This is a genomic window from Arthrobacter sp. Z1-9 (assembly GCF_054792695.1).
This window is the reverse complement of record NZ_CP096457.1, coordinates 170,502-192,022: the sequence shown is the minus strand read 5'-3', so window position 1 is coordinate 192,022 and position 21,521 is coordinate 170,502. Positions and strand designations below refer to the sequence as shown.

General features: G+C 62.5%; 23 protein-coding genes. 17 read left to right on the top strand and 6 right to left on the bottom strand.

Annotated features, from left to right (window positions below):
* Position 1 precedes the first annotated feature (1 nt).
* The 11 genes from M1D93_RS20910 to M1D93_RS20860 all read left to right on the top strand — a co-directional run bounded on the left by M1D93_RS20910 (position 2) and on the right by M1D93_RS20860 (position 9,368).
* Positions 2-1,504, top strand: a complete 1,503-nt coding sequence (locus M1D93_RS20910) for a tripartite tricarboxylate transporter permease (protein ID WP_461175163.1) — start codon at positions 2-4, stop codon at positions 1,502-1,504.
* A gap of 45 nt (positions 1,505-1,549) precedes the next feature.
* Positions 1,550-2,554, top strand: a complete 1,005-nt coding sequence (locus M1D93_RS20905) for a tripartite tricarboxylate transporter substrate binding protein (protein WP_461175162.1) — start codon at positions 1,550-1,552, stop codon at positions 2,552-2,554.
* 33 nt (positions 2,555-2,587) lie between these two features.
* Positions 2,588-3,217: an RraA family protein gene (locus M1D93_RS20900; protein ID WP_461175161.1), complete on the top strand. Its 630-nt coding sequence runs from the start codon at positions 2,588-2,590 to the stop codon at positions 3,215-3,217.
* A gap of 20 nt (positions 3,218-3,237) precedes the next feature.
* Positions 3,238-4,026, top strand: a complete 789-nt coding sequence (locus M1D93_RS20895) for an NAD(P)-dependent oxidoreductase (RefSeq protein WP_461175160.1) — start codon at positions 3,238-3,240, stop codon at positions 4,024-4,026.
* A gap of 81 nt (positions 4,027-4,107) precedes the next feature.
* On the top strand, positions 4,108-5,445 hold the full coding sequence (locus M1D93_RS20890) for a TRAP transporter large permease subunit (protein ID WP_461175159.1): 1,338 nt from the start codon (positions 4,108-4,110) through the stop codon (positions 5,443-5,445).
* A 9-nt stretch (positions 5,446-5,454) separates the two neighbouring features.
* A complete protein-coding gene (locus M1D93_RS20885; protein WP_461175158.1) occupies positions 5,455-5,712 on the top strand; it encodes a hypothetical protein in 258 nt (85 codons plus the stop codon).
* Positions 5,709-6,698, top strand: a complete 990-nt coding sequence (locus M1D93_RS20880; RefSeq protein ID WP_461175157.1) for a cyclase family protein — start codon at positions 5,709-5,711, stop codon at positions 6,696-6,698. Before M1D93_RS20885 ends, M1D93_RS20880 begins: the two co-directional genes overlap by 4 nt.
* Positions 6,699-6,706: 8 nt before the next feature.
* Positions 6,707-6,937 (top strand): hypothetical protein, encoded by a 231-nt coding sequence (locus M1D93_RS20875; RefSeq protein WP_461175156.1) that lies wholly within the window; start codon positions 6,707-6,709, stop codon positions 6,935-6,937.
* Positions 6,938-6,986: 49 nt separating this feature from the next.
* Entirely contained in the window at positions 6,987-7,415 is a 429-nt protein-coding gene (locus tag M1D93_RS20870; protein WP_461175155.1) for a universal stress protein, read from the top strand.
* A gap of 1,342 nt (positions 7,416-8,757) precedes the next feature.
* Positions 8,758-9,183: a riboflavin kinase gene (locus M1D93_RS20865; RefSeq protein ID WP_461175154.1), complete on the top strand. Its 426-nt coding sequence runs from the start codon at positions 8,758-8,760 to the stop codon at positions 9,181-9,183.
* Entirely contained in the window at positions 9,180-9,368 is a 189-nt protein-coding gene (locus M1D93_RS20860; RefSeq protein WP_461175153.1) for a helix-turn-helix domain-containing protein, read from the top strand. Before M1D93_RS20865 ends, M1D93_RS20860 begins: the two co-directional genes overlap by 4 nt.
* 141 nt (positions 9,369-9,509) lie before the next feature.
* Here the strand turns inward: M1D93_RS20860 and M1D93_RS20855 are convergent, their stop codons facing one another.
* On the bottom strand, positions 9,510-10,331 hold the full coding sequence (locus M1D93_RS20855) for an IclR family transcriptional regulator (RefSeq protein WP_461175152.1): 822 nt from the start codon (positions 10,329-10,331) through the stop codon (positions 9,510-9,512).
* 211 nt (positions 10,332-10,542) lie between these two features.
* Between M1D93_RS20855 and M1D93_RS20850 the strand changes: the two genes are divergently transcribed.
* From M1D93_RS20850 to M1D93_RS20825, 6 genes are all read left to right on the top strand, one after another.
* The gene (locus M1D93_RS20850; protein WP_461175151.1) at positions 10,543-11,940 is read left to right on the top strand and encodes an LLM class flavin-dependent oxidoreductase; all 1,398 of its coding nucleotides are present in this window, start codon (positions 10,543-10,545) and stop codon (positions 11,938-11,940) included.
* Between the two features lie 34 nt (positions 11,941-11,974).
* Positions 11,975-13,276 carry a flavin monoamine oxidase family protein gene (locus tag M1D93_RS20845; RefSeq protein ID WP_461175150.1) on the top strand — a complete coding sequence of 434 codons (1,302 nt, stop codon included), beginning with the start codon at positions 11,975-11,977 and terminating at the stop codon, positions 13,274-13,276.
* Positions 13,277-13,377: 101 nt separating this feature from the next.
* Positions 13,378-13,926, top strand: coding sequence for a flavin reductase family protein (locus M1D93_RS20840; RefSeq protein ID WP_461175149.1), 549 nt, complete (start codon positions 13,378-13,380; stop codon positions 13,924-13,926).
* Positions 13,923-14,333 (top strand): ester cyclase, encoded by a 411-nt coding sequence (locus M1D93_RS20835; protein WP_461175148.1) that lies wholly within the window; start codon positions 13,923-13,925, stop codon positions 14,331-14,333. The genes M1D93_RS20840 and M1D93_RS20835 overlap by 4 nt, the downstream gene beginning before the upstream one ends.
* A gap of 92 nt (positions 14,334-14,425) precedes the next feature.
* On the top strand, positions 14,426-15,211 hold the full coding sequence (locus M1D93_RS20830; RefSeq protein ID WP_461175147.1) for a 2-keto-4-pentenoate hydratase: 786 nt from the start codon (positions 14,426-14,428) through the stop codon (positions 15,209-15,211).
* A gap of 93 nt (positions 15,212-15,304) precedes the next feature.
* Complete coding sequence (locus M1D93_RS20825) at positions 15,305-16,162, top strand: fumarylacetoacetate hydrolase family protein (RefSeq protein ID WP_461175146.1); 858 nt, start codon at positions 15,305-15,307, stop codon at positions 16,160-16,162.
* Between the two features lie 165 nt (positions 16,163-16,327).
* Here M1D93_RS20825 and M1D93_RS20820 read toward each other — a convergent pair whose 3' ends face one another.
* The 5 genes from M1D93_RS20820 to M1D93_RS20800 form a co-directional block, all read right to left on the bottom strand.
* Entirely contained in the window at positions 16,328-17,929 is a 1,602-nt protein-coding gene (locus tag M1D93_RS20820; RefSeq protein ID WP_461175145.1) for an aldehyde dehydrogenase (NADP(+)), read from the bottom strand.
* A gap of 50 nt (positions 17,930-17,979) precedes the next feature.
* A complete protein-coding gene (locus M1D93_RS20815) occupies positions 17,980-18,255 on the bottom strand; it encodes a hypothetical protein (RefSeq protein ID WP_461175144.1) in 276 nt (91 codons plus the stop codon).
* A 354-nt stretch (positions 18,256-18,609) separates the two neighbouring features.
* Positions 18,610-19,497 (bottom strand): glycine betaine ABC transporter substrate-binding protein, encoded by an 888-nt coding sequence (locus M1D93_RS20810; RefSeq protein ID WP_461175143.1) that lies wholly within the window; start codon positions 19,495-19,497, stop codon positions 18,610-18,612.
* A 27-nt stretch (positions 19,498-19,524) separates the two neighbouring features.
* On the bottom strand, positions 19,525-20,442 hold the full coding sequence (locus M1D93_RS20805) for an ABC transporter permease (protein WP_461175142.1): 918 nt from the start codon (positions 20,440-20,442) through the stop codon (positions 19,525-19,527).
* A complete protein-coding gene (locus M1D93_RS20800) occupies positions 20,439-21,509 on the bottom strand; it encodes a quaternary amine ABC transporter ATP-binding protein (RefSeq protein ID WP_461175141.1) in 1,071 nt (356 codons plus the stop codon). The genes M1D93_RS20805 and M1D93_RS20800 overlap by 4 nt, the downstream gene beginning before the upstream one ends.
* Positions 21,510-21,521: the final 12 nt, after the last annotated feature.

Sequence of the window (21,521 nt, the reverse complement as noted above, 5' to 3'; positions counted from 1 at the left end):
CGTGGAAATCTTTAACGAACTGCTCGGCGGCTTCGCGGCTGCCATGACCTGGCAGAATCTGCTCTTCGCCTTCCTGGGCTGCCTCCTGGGCACCATCATCGGCGTCCTTCCCGGCATCGGCCCGGTCGCCGGTGTTGCCCTGCTGATCCCCCTGACGCTGAACCTGGATGCGACCGGGGCGATCATCATGCTGTGTGCCATCTTCTACGGCACCGCCTACGGCGGAACGATCACCAGCGTGCTGCTGAACACTCCCGGTGAGGCTGCCTCAGCGATCACCACCATCGATGGCTACGCGATGACGAAGATGGGCAAAGCAGGTGCTGCATTGACCATCGCCGCCGTCGGGTCCTTTGTCGGGGGAACGATAGCGACGGTCGGTTTGGTCGCCGCGGCCAAACCGCTTGGCGAACTGGGGTTGCTCGTCGGACCACCGGAATTCTTCGCCCTGATGGTGGTCGGCATATCCCTGCTCGTTGCCCTGGCCGGCAAGTCGATGGTCAAAGCCGTTATCTCCGGGGCCCTGGGCCTGCTGATTTCCATGGTCGGCATTGACCCTGTTGCCGGGGCCCCGCGTTTCACCTTCGGGATGGACCGGCTCCTGGACGGCGTCAGCTTCGTCGCCGTGATCGTTGGTGTCTTCGGGCTCTCGGAACTGCTGTCCTACCGCAAGGGCACCACCACCCCCAGCGTGCACGCCCCGAACCTTCGTTCGCTGCTTCCCACGGGCAAGGAATGGCGCCGGAGCGCCCCGGCCATGGCCCGCGGTACCGGCATCGGCTTCGGCCTTGGCCTGATCCCCGGCATGACCGGGTCGGTGTCCTCCCTGCTGGCCTACGGCGCGGAAAAGAAGTTCTCGCGCCACCGTAATGAACTCGGCAAGGGCGCCATCGAGGGCGTTGCAGGTCCCGAAACGGCCAACAACTCCCACGCGAACGCTGCACTGATCCCGCTGTTCACGCTCGGCATCCCGGCGTCCCCGACAATCGCTGTGCTGATGGGAGCCTTCCTCCAGCAGGGCCTGACCCCGGGCCCGACGCTGTTCACGGAAAACTCGGAAATCGCGTGGGCGATCATCGCCAGCCTCTTCATCGGCAACCTGATCCTGCTGGTCCTGAACGTCCCACTGGTCGGGCTGTGGACCTCAATCCTGCGGGTACCCTACTCGATCCTGACCGCCCTGATCCTGCTCTTTATGGTCATCGGCGCCTACACGATCAACTTCAGCGTCTTTGACGTCTTCGTCATGATCGGCTTCGGACTCCTCGGACTGGCACTGCGGCACCTGGACATTCCGCTGGCCCCGATGGTGCTGACCCTGGTCCTCGGGCCCCTCATGGAGCGTTCACTGCGCGAATCGCTCGAAATCTCCCAGGGCGACTTCAGCATCTTCACCAGCCGCCCCATCTCCGCAGTCCTCATCGGACTCGGACTCCTCATCGTCTTCAGCCCGCTGCTCAAACTACGTAAGCCCAAAGCGCTGAACGAAGACCCCGAAACCTAAACCGACAACTACCCCAAGAATCTGCACCTTCAAAGGAGAAGAACCATGATCACCCGCCCCCGTATCGCCGCCGCGTTCGCAGCAGCAACCCTTATCGCCGTCACCGGCTGCGGCGCCAACGCCGGCTCCAGGAACACTGCCGCCGACGACTTCCCGAAAAAGGGCAAGTCCATCGACCTGGTCGTCGCGTTCTCCTCCGGCGGCGCCGTCGACACCGCGGCCAGGCTGATCCAGCCGGTCCTGGAAAAGGAACTCGGCACCAACGTCGAGGTCATCAACAAGCCCGGCGCAGGCGGCCAGATCGGCTACACCCAGCTGACCAGCGCCGCACCTGACGGCTACACCATCGGCGCCACCGGCTCCCCTTCCGTTGTCGTCTCACCCCTGGACCCTGCCCGGGGCGCCAAATACACCCGCGACAGCTTCCAGCCCCTCGGCCGGCAGGTCATTGACCCCACCGTCATCGCCGTCCAGCCGGACAGCCCTTATCAGACGCTGAAGGACCTCCTGGACGCCGCCAAGGCAAACCCCAAGTCGATGACGGCCAGCACCACGGGCCTGCAGACCGGCGAACACTTCGCCATGGCCCAGATCCAGGAAGCCACCGGCGCCGAGTTCGCCCCCGTCCACTTCTCCGAAGGCGCCTCCCAGGCCACCACCGCGTTCCTGGGCAAGCACGTTGACATCCTCGTGGCCAACGTCAGCGACGTGACCGACCTGACCAAGCAGGGCAAAGCACGTGTCCTTGGCGTCATGTCCGCCGAAAAAGCACCGTCGCTGCCGGACGTTCCGACGTTCAAGGAAGCCGGCTACGACCTCATCGCAGGCACCGCACGCGGCTACTCAGCACCCGCCGGGCTGCCGGACGCGGTAGCGGACAAGCTTGAAGCCGCCATCCAGAAGGCCGTCGAGGACCCAACCGTAGTCCAGAAGATGAACGACCTGGGCCTGCAGACCGCCTACCTCAACGGTGAGGACTACAAGCAGTTCTGGGCAGGTCAGGAAGAGGACTTCAAGAAAGTCCTGCCCCTGGTTCAGAAGACTGACTAACCCCTCTAAGCCAACCGGAACGGAAGAACACTCATGACCACCCCAGCCCTTGACACCATCGACGCCGACTTTCCCCGCCCCGATAAGGACGTCGTGGAGCGCCTGGCCAAACTTCCCGCTGCCAATATCGGGGATGCCGTTGACCGGCTGGGTGTCGCCCACTCGGCGATCCAGGCGGTCTGGCCCGGCGCCCAGCTGGCAGGCCCCGCCTTTACCGTGTGGACGCGGCCGGGAGATAACCAGGGCATCCACAAGGCCCTGGAACGCGCCCGCCCCGGCGATGTCATCGTCGTCGCGGGCGGCGGTGACGAGTCGCGTGCTCTCCTGGGCGAACTCATCGGCGAACGGGCTATCAACCTCGGCATCGCAGGATTCGCCCTGGACGGGGCAGCCCGGGACGCGGAAGCCCTCGGCGAGATCGGCATGCCGGTCTTCGCCCGCGCCACCACACCGGCCGGACCCTACAAGAACGGTCCCTTCCGGCTGGGGACACCGGTCGCTTTCGGCGGTGTCCCCGTCCTGCCCGGTGACGTCATCATCGGCGACTCGGACGGTCTGGTGGTCATTCCCCGTGAACAGGCAGCAGCCGTAGCCGAAGCCGCAGAAGCGGTATTCGCGGATGAAACGAACCGCCGGCAAGCCATCGTCGCAGCCCGCCGCTAAAGCAAGAAAGACACAAGACAATGACAGCATGCGCCATCATTGGCCTCGGCGAAGCCGGAGCCACCTATGCAACAGCACTCATCGCAAAGGGCCACACCGTCACCGGATTTGATCCGGTGGCTCCCTCAACACCCGCCGGTGTCACCCGGGCAGCAACGGCAGCCGAAGCATGTGCCGGAGCCGACGTGGTCCTGGTTCTTACCGGAGCGGCTGCTGCCCGCAGCGTAGCCCAGGAATGCCTGCCCGTACTGGGAGCAGGCAGCACCTACGCAGACTTCACCTCATCGTCCCCGGACGTCATGCGTGAACTCGGACAGTTGCCAAGCCAGGCAGACTTTGCCGACGTCGCCATCCTTGGACCCGTTGCCGCGCTGGGGGAGAAGACGCCGTTGATGGTCAGCGGCCCCGGCTCCCAGGTGGTCGCTGACCTCCTGGCCCCGCTCGGTGCCGAGGTCGAGGTCGCAGAGGGCGAGCCCGGCGCTGCGATGGCTCATAAACTGCTCCGCAGCGTCCTCATGAAAGGCCTCGCTTCGGTCGTCGTCGAAGCGGTCACCGCGGGCAGGGCCGCCGGCCTGGAGGACTGGATCCGGGGCCAGATCGCCCGGCAGCTCGCAGGGGACGGCCAGGCGGTCATAGACAGGTTCCTCACCGGTACCGCCAAGCACGCGCTGCGCCGTTCCAAGGAAATGCAGGACACCGCAAGCTACCTGTCGGACCTGGGAGTGCCCTCCGAGATGACCACAGCCTCGGCCAGCGCGCTCACCCGCATGGCACAGGAAACCGCACCCGCGGCCCCGGCCTTGCGCTGACACCAGCATCAGGAAAAATCAGAAACAGGAATCAACGGTGACCTCCCCTTCCGCTCAAAAATATCTGTCAGGAGCCTCAGTATGATCGGCATCTGGGCCCTCGGCGTCTACCTTGCCGTCATCCTGTTGTGGACAACCGTCATCAAACGCAGCGTGGGGGAGGCCATGATCCTCGGCTTCCTGGTTGTGCTTCCCTTCACCGGGGCATCCGCGGCCCAAATTGGCTGGAGTGCGTTTTACTCAGCCATAACGGACGAAATCGTCTACGCAACCATGGCGTTTGTCTTTATGGGATACCTGCTGGATAAGGGCGGTGTGCTGGATCGGCTGATCGACCTGCTGAACTCCATGATCGGCGGCGTCAAGGGCGGACCGGCGTGGGTCTCAACGGTCGCGTCAGCAGGTTTGGGCGGGGTGGTCCACAACCAGGCTGCCATCGCGGCAACGGTCGGGTCTGTCACGATCCCGTGGATGGAGAAATCCAAACTCGACAAGCCAGCTGCGGCGACCCTCGTCGCGGGTAACGCAGGAATGGGCATCACCTTCCCCTTCAGCGCCTCGATGTTCGTTCTGGTCGGATCCACCACCGTCGGCCCCCTGCTGGACGTCAACGCCCTTGTTCTGCCGCTGCTGTTCGGCGGGCTGTGGTGCTTCCTGCACAGGCTGATCGTGACCTGGCTCCTCGTCCGCAAGAGCGCGATGACGCCGCTGGATGCCGCCCATCGGCTATCCGTGCGGACGGCATTCGGCCGAGGCTGGGCCACCATGCTGCTGTTCGTCGTCGTGGCCATCCCGCTGGTCATCACCTCCGGCAGTATCGCTACAGCTCTCTCTGACTGGACCGGTGGAGACATCACCAAATTGGTCAGTGTCATCGTCTGGATCCCGGTGGTCCTGATTATCACCGGCGCGCTGCTGGGCAGGAAGAACCTCCCTAACAGCGGCCGAGCATGGTGGACCATGCTGCAGAACTCCGCCCCACGCTTCGGCATCGTGGGCGTCACCGTCGTCTTCGCATTCGCCGGAGCGAACGCCCTCGCCGCCACCGGACTGCCCAAGCAAATGACGGCACTGCTCACCGGGATGAACCTTCCGCTGTGGCTTCTCGCCATCCTGATCGGCCTGATCATCATTGCCGTCGCGGCGCCGCTGTCCGCGACAGCGACCATGGCCGCCGTCGGAACGGTCGGGGTTGCCGCCCTGGTGGCTGCCGGAGTTCCGGCGACAACTGCCGCCGTCGCCGTTCTGGTCTTTTCCTCCTGCGAAGCCGCCGTCCCACCCGGCGGCGCCCCGCTCTACGTCGCCTGCGGCATCGCGGACGTCAATCCGATCAAGACCTTCGCCCGCCTGCTCACCCACTATGCACTGCCCCTGCTCGGCATCGGTGTGCTCATCATCCTCGGCATCTTGCCGATCTAAGGAAACCAGATGCAAAAGACCAGAAGATTCATCGAGGCCGTTTTCGTCCTGACCCTCGCAACGCTCCTGCTGGGCGGGGTGCTCTTCGTGCTCGGGCAGGCAGCCGCGCTCATCCTTGGACAGGGAAACTGGCTGGAATTCCTTAACCAGACGGTCAAAGCACCGATGTGTATCGCAGCCTCAATCTGTGCGATCGCAGGTTTCCTGCTCAGTTACCAGCGGCACCAGAAACACAAAAAGACACCCCAAGAGGCAGCAACACGATGACCGAAGCCACCGAAACCGGAATCTATCCCACCTTCGCAGAGCTGCAGAACCGCGAGGGCGAGCTCGCCGGAACCTCCTGGCACCTGTTCGAAGACCCGCGCCGCGGAACACCATCCTTCATCACACCCGAGGACATTTTGCGGGCAAGGAACTCCATCAAAACCGGGATGGTGCACGGCCTCGACTACCCGGCAGATGCCTTCGATCCCGGCATGTCCCTCAAACGCGGGGCCCCGCGTCACACCATCTACTCATCCCACCCCGCGCACCGGGACGACTACCTCGACGGCTATTACCTTCAGGGATCCAGCCAGATAGATGGACTGCGGCACCGCAGGGCAGACGACGTCGGCTTCTACAACGGCACACCGGATGAACTGATCCGTGAAGGAACACCAGACCTCGGCATCCAGGAATGGGCCGAAAACCCCATTGTCGGCAGGGGAGTGCTGGTTGACCTTGACGGGTACCGTTCCCGCCAAGGAAACCCCATCGACCACGCCGCGGGAGAGCCCCTCAGTCTCGACCTGGTCAAAGAAGCCCTTGAGGAACAATCCGCCACCCTCCTCCCCGGTGACATCCTCATGATCCACACCGGCTGGTGTGAATGGTTCCAGGCCCTGACACCGGAGGAAAAGCAACGGATGCGCGACAGCCGCCGGGCAACCGGAATCGCCCAGTCAACCGAATTTGTTGCCTGGGTCTGGGACAACCAGCTTTCCGTCATCGCCGCCGACAACTTTGCCCTCGAATGCCTGCCCGTCGTGCCCGGCAGCCCGTTCCTGCAATCGGCCCCCAACGACCACGGCATGATGCATCAACAGCTCCTGGCGAAACTCGGCATGCCCCTTGGGGAACTATGGAAACTTGGCCCTCTCGCCCGGCACATGCGGGCAACCGGCAGATGGGACGCCTTCCTCAGCATCAAGCCGCTGGCCATCACCGGTGCCACAGGTTCGCCGGCCAATGCCACCGCCATTACATAGGGCAGCACATGACACTGAACCGGGCCACACCCCGTAAACACGTCGAATGGAACAAGCTGATCAACACCCGAGTGGAAATCCGTCAGAACGGACGAGTGATCAGAACAGGAATCGTCGAAGAGGCCATGCCCGACTCTTCAGCCCTGTGGATCGCAGCCGACAGCCACGGCCCCCGCCAAATGTTCGAAATGGCCCAAGGCCACCAAGCCTGGGTCACACCACAGGACCTGAACGGATAATTCCCGCCAACGGGATGTCACCGTCAATCCACCAACGAAAGAGGACAGGATGACTGAGATAATCGTCGTAGGTGTCGACGGCAGTGAAACCGCCAAAAGGGCATCAGCATCGGCAGCTGCTCTGGCCACCACTCTGGGTGCAAAACTTCACGTAGTGTCGGCGTTTAACACCGACCGGGCGCAAGTCCTCGGACTCGCCAACGACGAAATAGCCTTCTCCGAAGAAAAACATGCAGAAAAAGTCGCGCGCGAAACTGCAGCCGCCCTGGCGTCAAAACAACTTCAAGTCGAGTACTTTGCCATCCGAGCCACGCCCGCCCAAGCGCTCATCCAGCAGGCGGAAAAACATAACGCCCTCATGATCGTCGTGGGAAGTAAGCGCATGAGTGGCATCGGACGCGTTCTTGGCAGTGTCGCTGACAGCGTAGCCCACAACGCGCCTTGCCACGTGTACATCGCAAAGACAGATTCAGCCTAGAGCTGGCATCGTACAAACAATCCCTTCTGTGCATGCCATAAAACAGCCGATAACGGATTTTCCGTCAACCTGCCTTGGCCGGGAACCGTGCTCGTTGATCACGCCGGCCGGAACTGGTGGCGACTCTGATCCGTCCATGGCTGGCGTCAATTTAGGTTATCCAAGGCTGGAAGTAGGATTCTCCCGGGATCGGGGCGGGCGGACCCGGACTTTTCTTTCAAAACATAGATCAACTCCGGTTGTTCCTAGGACCCGGCAAGAGCCGTGCGTCAGCTTTGGGTGTGCTGCCCCCTGGCGCAGCTGCTTTTGCAAACGTCATTCTGTGTTGAGCCTCCGCATGCTCAACAACGGCATCATCGCGACCACGCATTGGGCATTTTGTCGCGCATCCCACTGAAGGTCGTTAGAGCGCCGCTACTAAGGTGGCAAATCGAGCCAAGAAAAGCTCTTCGCTGTTGCGCGGGCTAAAGAGGACCGGCCCGTGGCTGTCCTTGGCCTCTTCGGCAGCCATCCGCTGCCCGTCCGGTGTCTCGTACGGTTCACTATCCCAGTACACGAGACGATGGAGACCCATCATATTGAACTCTTCGATGCATGACGTGCAGATGGGCAAGTCGCGGATGTGTGCATGCCCTGGATTGGTCCAACAAACGTCGCAGTAGATCGTTTCCCTAAGCATTTGGTTCCTAACTCTTGTTTGATGCGGAATTGCCCGTTGAACGAGTAACCGGGGGACAGGACTGTTAGCGACCCTCGGCTTGGGCCAAGGCCGCGATCCCGTTGGGATTCACTGCCTGTCCTCGGATGTGAGAGGGCCGGCGAGCAGAAGCCGGCGGCGACAGGAAGGAACTGCTGAACCTAGCGTTTGGCCCTTGTGCTGGGCAAACCTGGTGCCTCGCGGCCGTTGACAACGACCATCCTCGGTTGATGTCCTGTCCCCAATTTTGCCAGCCCCCTGCACAGAGCTGATATAGGAACTTGTGAGATTCCCCGTTAGAGGCACCGTCACATCCCACAGCACCCCGGGGCGCTTTCACAATCTGGAATACACCAGTGCGAGTGCGATGATCCTGAAGCGCTCGAAAGGGAGCAATGGTGGACCAGGCGTCGGGCTATCACGAAGGTCCTTCTATTCGGCGGCGCGCGTTGCAGCACTGCGTCCTCGTCGTCCTCCAAAGTGTTCAGGGTTTCCGATACCGATCGGAAGTTCTGTCCATTGCAATAACGTCCATGCTTGGACTGTGGCACATCAACTATGGAGGCGGCCAATTTGAACTCATGAACGCAGCGGTCGTATATTGAACAAATGCCGGCAAGGGCGCCGTGCAGGATCGAGGAAAAAATGTTCACTGTTGAGGGAATCGTGGAAACCGGTGATCGTCGTGGGCGAGCCCTCGGTTTTCCCACTGCCAATATCCCCATGGCATCGGAGGACCTGGATGGAGTGTGGGCCGGGACCGTCGAAGTCTCACCAGGAAATTTCGCAGCGGCGGTTGTGTCTGTCGGGCGCCGCAGGACGTTTTATTCCGACCAGGGCAAGCGCCTGCTCGAAGCTCACCTGTTGGATCTGAACATGGATTTATACGGGCAGCACTTGCGTGTTCATCTCATGCAGCTCCTGCGCAGGCAAAGGGAATTCGAATCCGTCCAAGCCCTGGTTGAGCAGCTGCATGAAGATGTAAGGCTCGCCCGACATTGGGCCCTCCGCAACTGCCCCTCCCTAACGTCTTCTGCCCTTCAGGAGCCGCTAACGGAAGCCCGTGCATGAGCGGCAATTCTGTGCTTCCGGTCTGGGCGCTGCAGCGCACGGCTACCTATCTTGAGGCGCTAGAGAGGACTGAGACCCGCGGGGCTGACCCTGTCGAGCTGGCCCGTCGAACCGGGCTGAGTAAAGGCCTGGCGCGCCGCTGCCTGAGACATCTGCAGCAGCAAACTCCGCGCCCCAGATCCTGACGTCAACAACCCCTTGCCCCAGGAGGCGCCGACGGCGGATGTTTGCTCGGGCCGCGAGACCAACCGCCGCCCGGTGGGAACGAATGCAGTGGAAAAACCCGGGGATTAGGCGGCGGAACGATGGCCAGGGCTGCCAAGTTGCTAGGCGAGAACTTTGGAGATTTCCTCTGCCCCTTGGCGGAGCTCGTGGATGATGGAGTCGAGCTGTTCTGACTTCAGCCGCTGGGTAGGTCCATTGATGGTCAGTACGCCCATGAGAGTCCCTGCGGAATCCCGAACAGGATAACCGGCAGCGAAAAGCCCTTCTTCCAACTCATCGCTCAGGACCGCATATCCGTCCTTCCGGACTTGCTGAATCTCCTTCAGGAGCTCATCCCGGCTCGCGATGGTGTGAGGGGTGAAGGGCTCAAGTTTCTCGGGCAGCTTCGCCGTGATCTTGTCATCACTTTGCTCGGCGAGAAGAAGCTTGCCGGTGGAGCTGGCATGCAGGGGGTAGGTTCCACCGATGTAGAGGTGCGACGCGCTGAGGTAGCGGGACCCAGACGCTTCTGCAATAACCTCATGGTCCCATTCGCCACGGACCACAACGAAGCTCAACGTCTCGTTGAGCCTGGCGGCATACGCATCCAACACGGGCTGAATCCTCGCCACGGCACCGGAGTAGGGATCAGCAAGCCTGCCCAGGTGCGCAAGCTGCCAGCCCAGCTTGTAACGGTTGTCTTCCCGCTCCACAAAGCCTGTCTGTTCAAGGCTCAGCAGAAGCCGGAAGGCGGTCGGACGGGACATTTTCACCGCCTGCGCCAGTTCAGTGACGTTGATTCCACCGGGGTGCCGTCCAAGCTCCCTGAGCAGGACGGTCGCCTTCACGACGGATTTGTTAATGAGGTCAAACGGCTCAGGGGTGCCGGCAGTCGCCTCGCTTTCCGGGGAATCCTCCGGTGACGCGTTTTGCCCTGCTGCCATGTCCGCTCCTACTTCAGGTCTTTTCGGGTCCACTGTCGGACCCGCGATTGCTATGTACATCCTAGCCGCGACCGCTAAGCGAACTCCATGTTCAAAAGCGAGGCACGATCTTGACAGTGAGCCACCTAACAACTTAAATTGAACACAGCGTTCAATTTGATTCCGCTTGTAGTTTATGTCGCCGGAAGGCACCGTCCAAGGAAGTACTGCCATGAAAAATGCACCCCTGAGCCTGTTTGCCTTCGACGTTTTCGCTCCGGCGCACCTGACCTCAGGTTCGTGGCGCAATGAGGGCGACCAGGGCCACCGTTACACGGACCTGCAGTACTGGACGGAGGTGGCGAAGAAGCTGGAGGCCGCCAGCTTCGACGGCATCTTCTTTGCTGACAACGTTGGCTACCACGATGTCTACCGCGGCAACGGAGATGCTGCCCTTCGGGACGCGGCACAGTTCCCCATCAACGACCCCACGGTACTGATCAGTGGCATGGCGGCAGTGACCAAGCACTTGAGCTTCGGTGTCACGTGCTCGGCAACCTACGAACCGCCGTACCTGCTGGCCCGTAAGTTCAGCAGTCTGGACCACCTCACCTCCGGGCGCGTCGGCTGGAACATCGTGACCTCATATTCCGAGGCCGCTGCCCGCAACCTCGGCAAGGTCCAGCAGCTGAGCCCTGCTGAACGCTATGACATGGCCGATGAATATATGGATGTCGTTTACAAGCTGTGGGAAAGCTCCTTCGAAGAGGATGCTGCGGCAGGCGACGCCGAATCGGCTACCTACATCGACCCGGCGAAGGTCCACCCGATCAACCATTCCGGTCAATACTTCACGGTGCCCGGTTTCCACCTGTGCGAGCCGTCGCCCCAGCGCACCCCGGTGCTCTTCCAGGCCGGCTCCTCCGCCAGGGGCATGGAATTCGGCGGCAAGCACGCCGAAGCTGTCTTCATCCAGAGCACCTCCGTGGAGGGCGCCAAGCGCACTGTTGCCAAGGTACGGCAGGCAGTAGCCGACGCGGGCCGGGATCCCCGCGACGTCAAGGTCGTTATCCTCCTCACTGTTGTCGTAGCCCCCACTGATGAAGAGGCCCAGGCCAAGTACCAGAAAGCTCTCGAGAACGCACCCATCGAAGGAGCCCTTGCGCGCTTCAGCGGCTGGACCGGCATCGACATGTCCTCCTACGACCTGGACGCCCCGTTGAAGTCCGTCGGAACGAAGGCCGCCCAGTCAATGGTCGACATGTTCTCCAAAGCCGACCCGGACCGGGACTGGACACCCCGCCAGATCGCCGAGTTCCTCTCGGTGGGCGGAAGTGGCTGCACCATCATCGGCTCCCCGGAAACCGTCACTGCCGAGCTTCGCCGCTGGCGTGACGAGGCCGACGTCGACGGGATCAACCTCAGCTACACCTCCAAGCCCGGTAGCTGGGAAGACTTCATCGAGCTCGCGCTGCCCCAGCTGCGCGCCGAAGGCATTGTGTCCCCGGCACGGGAGGAGGGCCAGGCGCCGGTGACCCTGCGCGAAAAGCTCTTCGGCCAGAAATACACACTGGATGGCCACCCTGCCACAGCGCAGCGCGCCACACACCTCAGCGATGCTGCCCGCTGACGCCGGCGGAGCCCCAAGTACTTCGGAGATATCAATGTCTGGACAGACTGACGTCGTCGTCATCGGCGCAGGGCTCGCCGGCCTCATCACCGCCCGTGAGCTGGGCAACCGCGGCCACAACGTGGTTGTTTTGGAGGCACGCGACCGGCTTGGCGGCCGCGTGTTCACCGAGCGCCGCCTGGGCCAGAACCTCGAGCTCGGCGGCAACTGGCTGCACTGGACCCAGCCCCATGTCTGGGCCGAGGTCACCCGCTACGGCCTGGAGGTCTCCCGCGGGCCCCGCTCGGAGGAAACCTTTTGGCTGGCCGGTGATGAGGTGCGCCGCGGCAATTTGGACGACTTCATGAAGTTGATCGACCCGGGTATGACCCGGTTGCTGGAAGACACGGTGAAGTGGCTGCCCCGCCCCGACGCGCCGCTGACGGTGGAGAACCTGGCCGATGTTGACCAGTACAACCTGCAGGAATTGCTGGACAAGCTGGACCTCACGGAGGACGAACGCAACGCCAACGAGGCTGCCTGGGTGGGTCACTTCAACGCACCCCTGGACCAGTGCGCTTACGTCAACGCCCTGCGCTGGACCGCCGGATCCTCCGGGCACTGGCACCTGATGCACGAGGCCTCAGCGATTTACCGCCTCAAGGACGGTAACGACACCTTGGTCAACGCCATCGCCGAGGACAGCACCGCCGACATCCGCCTCAACGCTGCGGTCACCAGCGTCCGCCACAACAGCGATGGCGCCACCATCACCTACGGCGACGGACAGGCCATCCAGACCGGGAAAGTGGTCATCACCCTGCCGCAAAATATCCTGCACAAACTCGACGTCCAGCCCGCCCTGAGCGAAGGCAAGCTTGCCCCCAGCCGGGAAAAGACTGCATCCCAGGGCGTCAAGGCCTGGATCCGGGTCAAGGGCCCCATCAAGCCCTTCTTCGCATACTCGGCCCAGGACAAGCCGCTGTCCGTGATCCGCACCGAGTTCATCAGCGACACCGACGCCGTGTTGGTGGGCTTTGGCGCAGACGCCAACCGGATCGACGTCACCGATCTCGAACAGGTCCAGGAAGCCATCAAGGTGTGGCGCGACGACCTGGAAGTCCTGGAAGTCACCGGACACAAGTGGGGCGAGGACCCGTACGCAGAGGAGACCTGGCAGGTCCAGCGCCCGGGCCAGCTCACCAAGTACCACGCCGCCCAGCAGGCCAGCGACGGCGCACTGCACTTCGCCAGCAGCGACACCGCCAACATCTGGGCCGGGTTCTTCGACGGCGCCATCGAAAGCGGCCTCCGCGCAGCCCGCGCCGTCCACGCCGAGCTGAAAGCCTCGCAATGAACGGGCACCAAGCATCCGGATACCGCAAATCCGCCCGCAAGGCGGCTTCCCACCCAACAGGGCACTGACGCCCCAAACCCAGCCGCAAAGGAATTATCACAATGGATATCACCCCCGCCAAAGAGCAAACTCCACCGACAGATATAACTCCTGCCTTCTACCGGCAGATCCTGGGCAAGCTTCCCACCGGCGTCACCGCTATCACGGGCATCAATGACGACAACGAAAAACTAGGTCTGGTCGTCGGCACGTTCCAGTCCTTGTCCCTGGAACCGCCCCTGGTTATGTTTTGCGTGGACAAGTCCTCCTCGAGCTGGCCGAAGCTGCGGAACCTGCAGAAGTTCACCGCCAACATCCTCGCCGATGATCAGATCAGCATCTGCCGGTCCCTGTCCCGTAAGGGTCCGCAGAAGTTTGAAGGCCTGCCCTGCAGCGCCGGGCCGCTCGGCACTCCCCACCTTGACGGCGCCACCGCTTACATCGACTGCGTGGTCACCGCCGAAGTCCTCGTTGGTGACCACTACATGGTTATCGGGGCCGTCACGCATATGGAGGACGGGAGCGGCGACGCCCTGCTGTTCCGCGGCGGAAAGTTCGGCCAGTACCAGCCCATCGAAATCCCCACCGAAGTATCAAGGAGCGCATCATGAGCACCAGGCAGGAAACCATACTCAAGGCATGGAACGGCGCGTGGGGACAGGGCGACATATCCTCATTCGAACGGATCCTTGCCCCCAACTACATCCGCCGGTCCAAGACCGGGACCGAAGACTTCAACAGTCTCCAGGGCACCATCACCGACATGCACTCGGCTTTCCCGGACTCCACCGTGGAGATCCTGCAGATGGTCGAAGACGGAGACAGGGTCGCGATCCATTGGCAGACCAAGGGCACACACCAGGGTCCGTTCATGGACGTTCCCCCCACGGGCAGGGCCGTCACCGTGTCCGGGGCATCATTCCTGCGGTTCGAAAATGACAAACTCGCCGAAGAGTGGGTCGTGTGGGATCCCCGTGAGCTGCTGTCCGCCCTCGGCATCTGGCACCTGGGGAACTAGGGCACAGCCTTCAAAAGCCATACTTCAGCTTCCACCTCGCTGAGGCACGACGTCGTGCCGAAGCGGGGCAAAACCGAAAGGAACCCCGCTTTATGTCAACCATTTCACTTGAGGACATTGCCGGCACTCTCCGCACCGCCCGGCTCCAGCGCGAATCCATCGCCGCACCCTCCGAGTCCTGGCCGGCACTGGATGTGGACGGTGCATTCGAGGTGCAAAAAATCAACGTTGGGCACGCCATCGCAAACGGCGACCGCCTCGTCGGCTACAAGCTGGGAAACATCGCCAAGGTCATGCAGGACGCCTTCGGCCTCGACCAGCCGGACTACGGCCACCTGCTCGCGAGCACCTTCGCCTACGAAGGAACCAGCCTTGAACTTGGCAAGTTCATCGAGCCGTTCGTGGAACTCGAGCCCGCCTTCCTGCTGCGCAAGCCGCTCCGCGGTCCAAACACCACCGTGGCCGACGTCATCGACGCCATCGAGTACGCACTGCCGGCCATCGAAATCATCGACTCCCGGGTCAAGAACTGGGCCATCAGCCTTCCCGACACCCTGGCCGACAACGGCTCAACCGGCGCCATCCTGCTGGGCGGCACCCCTAGGCGCGTCAACGAAGTGAACCTCAGCAACACCCGCGGTGTCCTGAACTTCAACGACCGCGAAATCATCTCCGGAAACACCCGCAACATCCTCGGCAACCCCTTCGCCGCAACGGCCTGGCTCGTCAACCGACTCGCTGAGTACGACGTCGAATTCCAGCCAGGGCAGGTCATCCTTCCCGGTAGCTGCCTCAAGGCGGTCCCCATGCGCGAAGCAGGTCACTGGTCCGGCACCTTTGAAGGCTGGGGCACCATCGAATTCGATGTCTCTGCCTGAACAAGACCAATAAAACGACGTGTGGCCGGTCCGAAAAGGACCGGCCACACGTCGTTGTTCACACCACCGAATCTCAAGCTCTAAGGGATCCTTATGCGCATTGCCAACATCTCCAACCGGCTAACCCTTATCACCCCGAATGACCTGGCCGTGGACGTCTCGGAGGCAACCCACGGCAGGTTCAGCCCCAATATCCAGGAGGCCTACAGCCGATGGGACGAACTCCGGGCCGCCGCCGGCCCGCTCGAGGACCTCGCCGGAAAACCTCTGGCCGATATCGATCAGCAGGACTTTGCCAGCCCCGTACCCCAGCCGCGGCAGATCTTCGCCGTTGGCCTGAACTATGCCGCCCACGCTGCCGAGGCAAATCTTGCGGTCCCCGAGGATCTCACGGTCTTCACGAAGTTCGCCAGCTCGTTGACAGGCCCCTATGGGACCATCACGCTGCCACCAGGCACCGTGGACTGGGAGGTCGAACTCGTGGCCATCATTGGACGAGGTGGTCACAACATCACCAAAGACAGGGCGTGGAGCCATGTTGCCGGGCTGACGGCCGGACAGGACCTGTCTGAACGCACCCTGCAGGCTTCCGGCCCGGCCCCCCAGTACAGTCTCGCCAAATCCTTTCCCGGATTCGGTCCCCTCGGGCCGCTCCTGGTGACACCGGACGAGTTCGAAGATCCGGACAATATCCGGCTCGGCTGCACGATCAACGGTGAACAGGTGCAGGCGGGTTTCACCTCCGACATGGTCTTCTCCATTCCCGAGATCATCGAACGCCTCTCCCAGGTGACCGCACTGTTCCCCGGTGACATCATTTTCACCGGTACACCGCCGGGGGTGGGGGTCGGGCGTGCGCCCCAGAGGTTTCTCGCCCCCGGGGACGAACTGGTCACCCGGGTTCACGGTGTTGGTCAGATGCGCCATCAGCTCGTCGCGCCACCCGACTGAAACCGCACAGCCGGAACCAGGTCAGTCAGCGCCCTATCAGGGTGCTGGCTGTCCTTGCTTGGGGGCAGGGACGATGCCGGCCTTTTTCGGGTGGAAATGATTAAACGCCAGGTCCCGGTCACGCCGGAGTGGCATGCCGGGACCTGGTCGGGTGTGGGCAAGGTGCTAGACGGTAACGTGCGCCTTTTCGACGACACCGTCAATCAGCCTGTTGAGGTGCCACGGGTTGCTGTCCTGAAGCGGCTGCGGGAGAAGCTCCTGGGGGATGTTCTGGTATGCGACGGGCCGGAGGAACCGGTTGATCGCCAGGGTGCCGACGGAGGTGGTGCGGGAGTCGGAGGTGGCGGGGAAGGGCCCGCCATGGACCATGGCGTGGCCCACTTCCACGCCGGTGGGCCAGCCGTTGACCATGATGCGGCCCACTTTCTGTTCCAGGACCGGGATCAACGGCGCGGCGGTGGGGTAGTCCTCTTCGGTGAGCTGCAGGGAAGCGGTGAGCTGCCCTTCGATCCGTGCCGCGGCTTCGAGGAGTTCATCGGTGGTGTTGTAGCGGATCACCAGGGAGGCGGCGCCGAAGATTTCCTCGTGCAGGACATGGTTGGTCACGAAGTCCCGGACTTGGGTGCCGAAGATGGTGGGGGCCGGGGCGTTCTTGGTGGCACCTTCCAGGCCTTTGCCGATCAGGTCAACACCTGCTGCGCTGCCGAGCGCTTCGGTTCCGGCGTTCCAGGACCCGGCGATGCCTTCGGTGAGCATGGTTTGCCCGGCGCACGCTGACACGGCACGGCCGACGGCGGCCGCGAGTTTGTCCCCTGCTTCACCTGCCGGGGCGAAGAGCAGTCCGGGGGAGGTGCAGAGCTGGCCGGAGCTGCCGGTGACAGCGGTGACGTACTGCTGGGCCAGGGCCTCGATCTGCTCGGTGGAGCCCTTCAGGGCGCCTTCGAACACGAAGACCGGGTTCAGGGAGGACATCTCAGCATAGACGGGGATCGGCTCGGGCCTGGCAGCTGCGGTCTTCATCAGGGCGATGCCGGCGGCCTGGGATCCGGTGAAACCGACGGCCTTGATGTGCGGGTCCGCCACGAGGGCCTGGCCGATGCTGGCACCGGGTCCGTAGACCAGGGAGAACACGCCCTGGTGCAGGCCGAAGTCCTTGACGGCCTTGACGACGGCGTGCCCAACCAGTTCACCTGTGCCGGGGTGGGCGTTGTGGGCTTTGAAGATGACGGGGCAGCCTGCGGCCAGGGCAGAGGCTGTATCACCGCCGGCGGTGGAGAAGGCGAACGGGAAGTTGCTGGCGCCGAAGACTGCGACGGGGCCGAGGGGGATCTGGCGCTGACGGATATCGGCCCTGGGCAGGGGAGTACGGTCGGGGATGGCGGGGTCGATGCGGACGCCGCGGAAGTCTCCGCTGCGGACAACGGAGGCGAAGAGCCGCAGCTGGCCGGTGGTGCGGGCGCGTTCGCCCTCCAGCCTGGGGGCGGGCAGCCCGGTTTCCTGGCTGGCGCGCGTAATCAGGTCCTCTCCGATCGCGTCGATGTTGTCTGCGATTGCCTCCAGGAAACTGGCATGGGTCTGCGGATCCAGAGTGGAAAAGGACTTGTACGCCTCGGCAGCTGCGGATGTTGCGGTCTTGAGCTGCTCCTGGCTGATCAGTGAGTAGACGGGTTCAAGAGTTTCGTTGGTGGCGGGGTTGAAACCTGTCGTAGTCCCGTTGTCGCCGATGACCTGCTCTCCGGCGATCAGTGAATGTCCGTTGAGTAGCATTGCGTTTCTCCCTGACGGTAGCGGTTGATATTTCATAGGTTGGTGGGGGCTTAGGCTTCTTGGCGGGGGCGGCTGGTCTGCGCCGTGCGCCGGTAGACGGCGATGTTGTCGGTCTTGTGAATCATTGCCCGGCCCTGCCCGCCTTCGCGGAGAATCCAGAAGACGTTTCCGTTGTGGCTTCTAAGATCTACGCTGCCGGAGGCGCTTACCTTGCCTCCGCGGTAGAGGAGGACTTTGTCCCCCGGTTCCAGGACCGTCCAGTTGCCCACCAGCTCAAGGGAGGGCGTGGGCTTGTGGCTTACTTTGTGGCTGGCTGGCCGTCGCATTCCTGTCCTTTACTGGTTGAAGATTTCTCAGCTGCTGACCTGAGGCGTACCACTGATGGTCGGCTGAACGCCCGGTGGATGAGCCATGGCCTCTGCGTGCTTGGGCCGTGTACTCCAGTGACAGCTTTGTCAGCGCAGCACGGGCAGTAGGCCCTGTCCGGCGGCGGTCCGCCTGTAGAGGCCCCTGCCACTGGTTAGCCGTATTCAATTTCTGAACGTCTTATTCAATTTTATGTGTTACTTCAGTCACTGTCAAAGGTTCGTAGGGAACAGCAGAAGGCCCGTGACACGCGGGGGGCGTGTCACGGGCCTGTCCGCTTACAGGGTTGGCTTAGTGCGGGGAGTAATGCCGGGCTACTTCAGCCATTCGTCCGCGGCTGCCCGGTTTTCGGGCGTTTCAAGCCACTTCTTGGCTCCCTCAACCGGTTCCTTGGCCTCGCTGACTGCAAGCATCAGGGAGGCGTACTGCTCCTCGGTCAGGTTGGACTTTTCCATCCAGCCGCGGATGTCTCCATGCTTTTCCGCGAACTCCTTGGACAGGACGACGTGGGAACCGTCCGCTGCGGGCCAGCCCTGGCGGTCGTCTTCGAGTGCCTTGACCGGCATGGCGGCGAAGGCCCAGTGCGGCTTCCAGAGGGCTACAACCACGGGTTTGTTGTTCTCTGCCCCGTCTTTGAGTGCGGCGAGGGCTGCCGGGGTGCTTCCTTCGATGATCGACAGCTTGTCCTTGGCCTCGTACTTGGCCAGGACGTCAGGCAGAATCTTCATCTCGCCGGAGCCGGCTTCGATCCCGATGATTTTCGAGTCGTATTTTGCAGCGTTCTGGGCGAGGTCGCTGATGGTGTTTTCTTCGACGAATTCCGGGACGGCCAGGACGAGTTCGTCTTTGTCGTAGTAGGGCTCGTCGAGGATGACGAGGTCCTCTTTGTACTTGTCGATGTACGCCTGGTGGGTGGTGGGCAGCCAGGCGTTGAGGTAGCCGTCCAGGTCACCGCGGGCGATGCCTGAGAACCCGGCAGCGAGGTCTACGCTGGTGGTCTTGACCGTGTAGCCCTTCTCTTCAAGCAGGGCTGACCAGAGGCCGGTGACGGCGACGGTGTCGTCGAAGCCCGGGACGGTGGCGAAGTTGACAGTCTTGTCGGCGTCGCCGCCTCCGCCTCCGCCGGGGGTGACTCCGGAGCAGGCGCTGACACTGACGGCGATCGCAGCGAAAGCGAGGGTGGTTTTGAGCAGGGTTTTCAATGCTGGTCTCCTAGTGAGGATGAATGGTTATTGAACTGCTGGGGTTGCATCGGCATTGACGCGGGGGGTGGCAGCTTTGGCGACTGCCCGTTCTTTCCGGAGGCGGCTGCTCTTGCGCAGGACGCCTGCCAAGGCACTTGCACCGCCTGTGACGCGGTCGAGGTAGACGGCGAGGATGACGACGGCGAGGCCGCCTTCGAAGCCGCGGGCTGTGTCCAGCTGCGCGACGCCCTGGACCACGACACCACCGAGTCCGCCTGCCCCGACAAGGCCGGCGACGACGACCATGGACAGGGCGAGCATGATGACCTGGTTGACGCCGACCATGATGGACGGGAAGGCCAGGGGAAGCTGGACGTCACCGAGAATCAGGCTCTTCTTGGCACCGAAGGCCTGGGCCGCTTCGAGGAGTTCATGATCCAGCTGACGGATGCCGAGCTCGGTCAGTCGGACCGCAGGGGGGATGGAGAACACGATGGTGGCTGCGATGCCGGGCACGGTTCCGACGCCGAAGAAGAACACGGCCGGGATGAGGTATACGAAAACGGGCATTGCCTGCATGAGGTCCAGGATGGGCCGCATGACAGCGCTGACCGGGGAGCTCAACGCTGCCCAGATCCCCAGGGGAATTCCGATCAGGAGGGCGGCCGCGACCGAAACGAGCACAATGGACAGGCTGGCCATCGTTTCAAGCCACAACCCCATGGAGAGGATGAGCAGGAAGGCCACGGCGGAGAAGATCGTGATTCCGACGCTGCGGGTCATGAAGGCGGCCAGGGCGGTGAGCAGGGCGATGATGACCAGCGGGTGCAGGGCAACCAGGCCGAACTCGACGCCGCCGACGATCTGGCTGGTCAGCCAGGCGACGCCGTCGAAGAACCAGCCAAGGTTCGCGAGGAACCAGTCAATGAGGGATTCGAACCACCCTCCGACATCAAGATTCATTTGACAGACTCCTTCGGGGAGAGTGCGGCGAAGACTTTGTTCGCAGTGAGTTGGCCGATGACCAGGCCTTGTTCGTCAGTGACGTGGAGCCGGTCGCATCCGGCGGCGAACACCGGGAGCAGATCGGCGATGATGGTTTCGCCGGTGACATGCTTGACCGCCGCATGCCCGTTGGCCGTGGCGTCCACGGGCCTTGCCCCGGTGCTGCACCCGTCTTCGCGGTCCGCGCCCGTGAAGGGCTCAGCGAGCATGCCGGCGTGGAGGACCTTGCTGCGGTTCACTTCTGCCACGAATTTTTCGATGTAGGGATCCGCGGGGGTTTCCAGCAAGTCCAGCGCGGTCCCGCGCTGAATCATCCGGCCTTCCTTCATCACCATGATCTGGTCCCCGAGATACATGGCCTCGTCCAAATCGTGGGTGACAAAAACGATGGTCTTCTTGAAGTTGCGCTGCAGTTCTATCAGCAGCTGCTGCATGTCCTGGCGGATCAACGGGTCCAGGGCACTGAACGGTTCGTCCATCAGCAGGATCTCCGCATCTGTAGCCAAGGCACGCGCCAAACCGACACGCTGCCGCATGCCGCCGCTGAGCTGATCGGGCAGGGCGTGCGTTCGGTCCCCGAGACCCACAAGCTTCAAGGCTTCGGTGGCCTTCGCTTCACGCAACTTTTTGTCGACTCCACGCACTTTGAGGCCGAATGCCACGTTGTCCAGCAATGACTGGTGGGGAAACAGGCCGAAGTGCTGGAAGACCATGTTGATGGTCTCGTTCCGGAAGGCGCGGAGCCCGGACGGATCAAGTGCTCCTACATTCTTGCCGTCGATCACCATGGAGCCTTCGGTGTTGTCGATGAGCCTGTTGAGCATACGGATAATCGTCGACTTGCCGGAACCGGACAGGCCCATGATGACGAAGATCTCTCCGCGCTTCACGTCAAAGGAGACGTCGTTAACGGCCTTGAAACCGGTCTGTTTCGGCGAGTTCCTGCGCAGCACGGACTTGCTTTTGGCGGGGTAGAAGATCTTGGTGAGGTGCTCCACCTTGATGAAGGACTCTTCTGGATTCATGGCTTCCTTGCG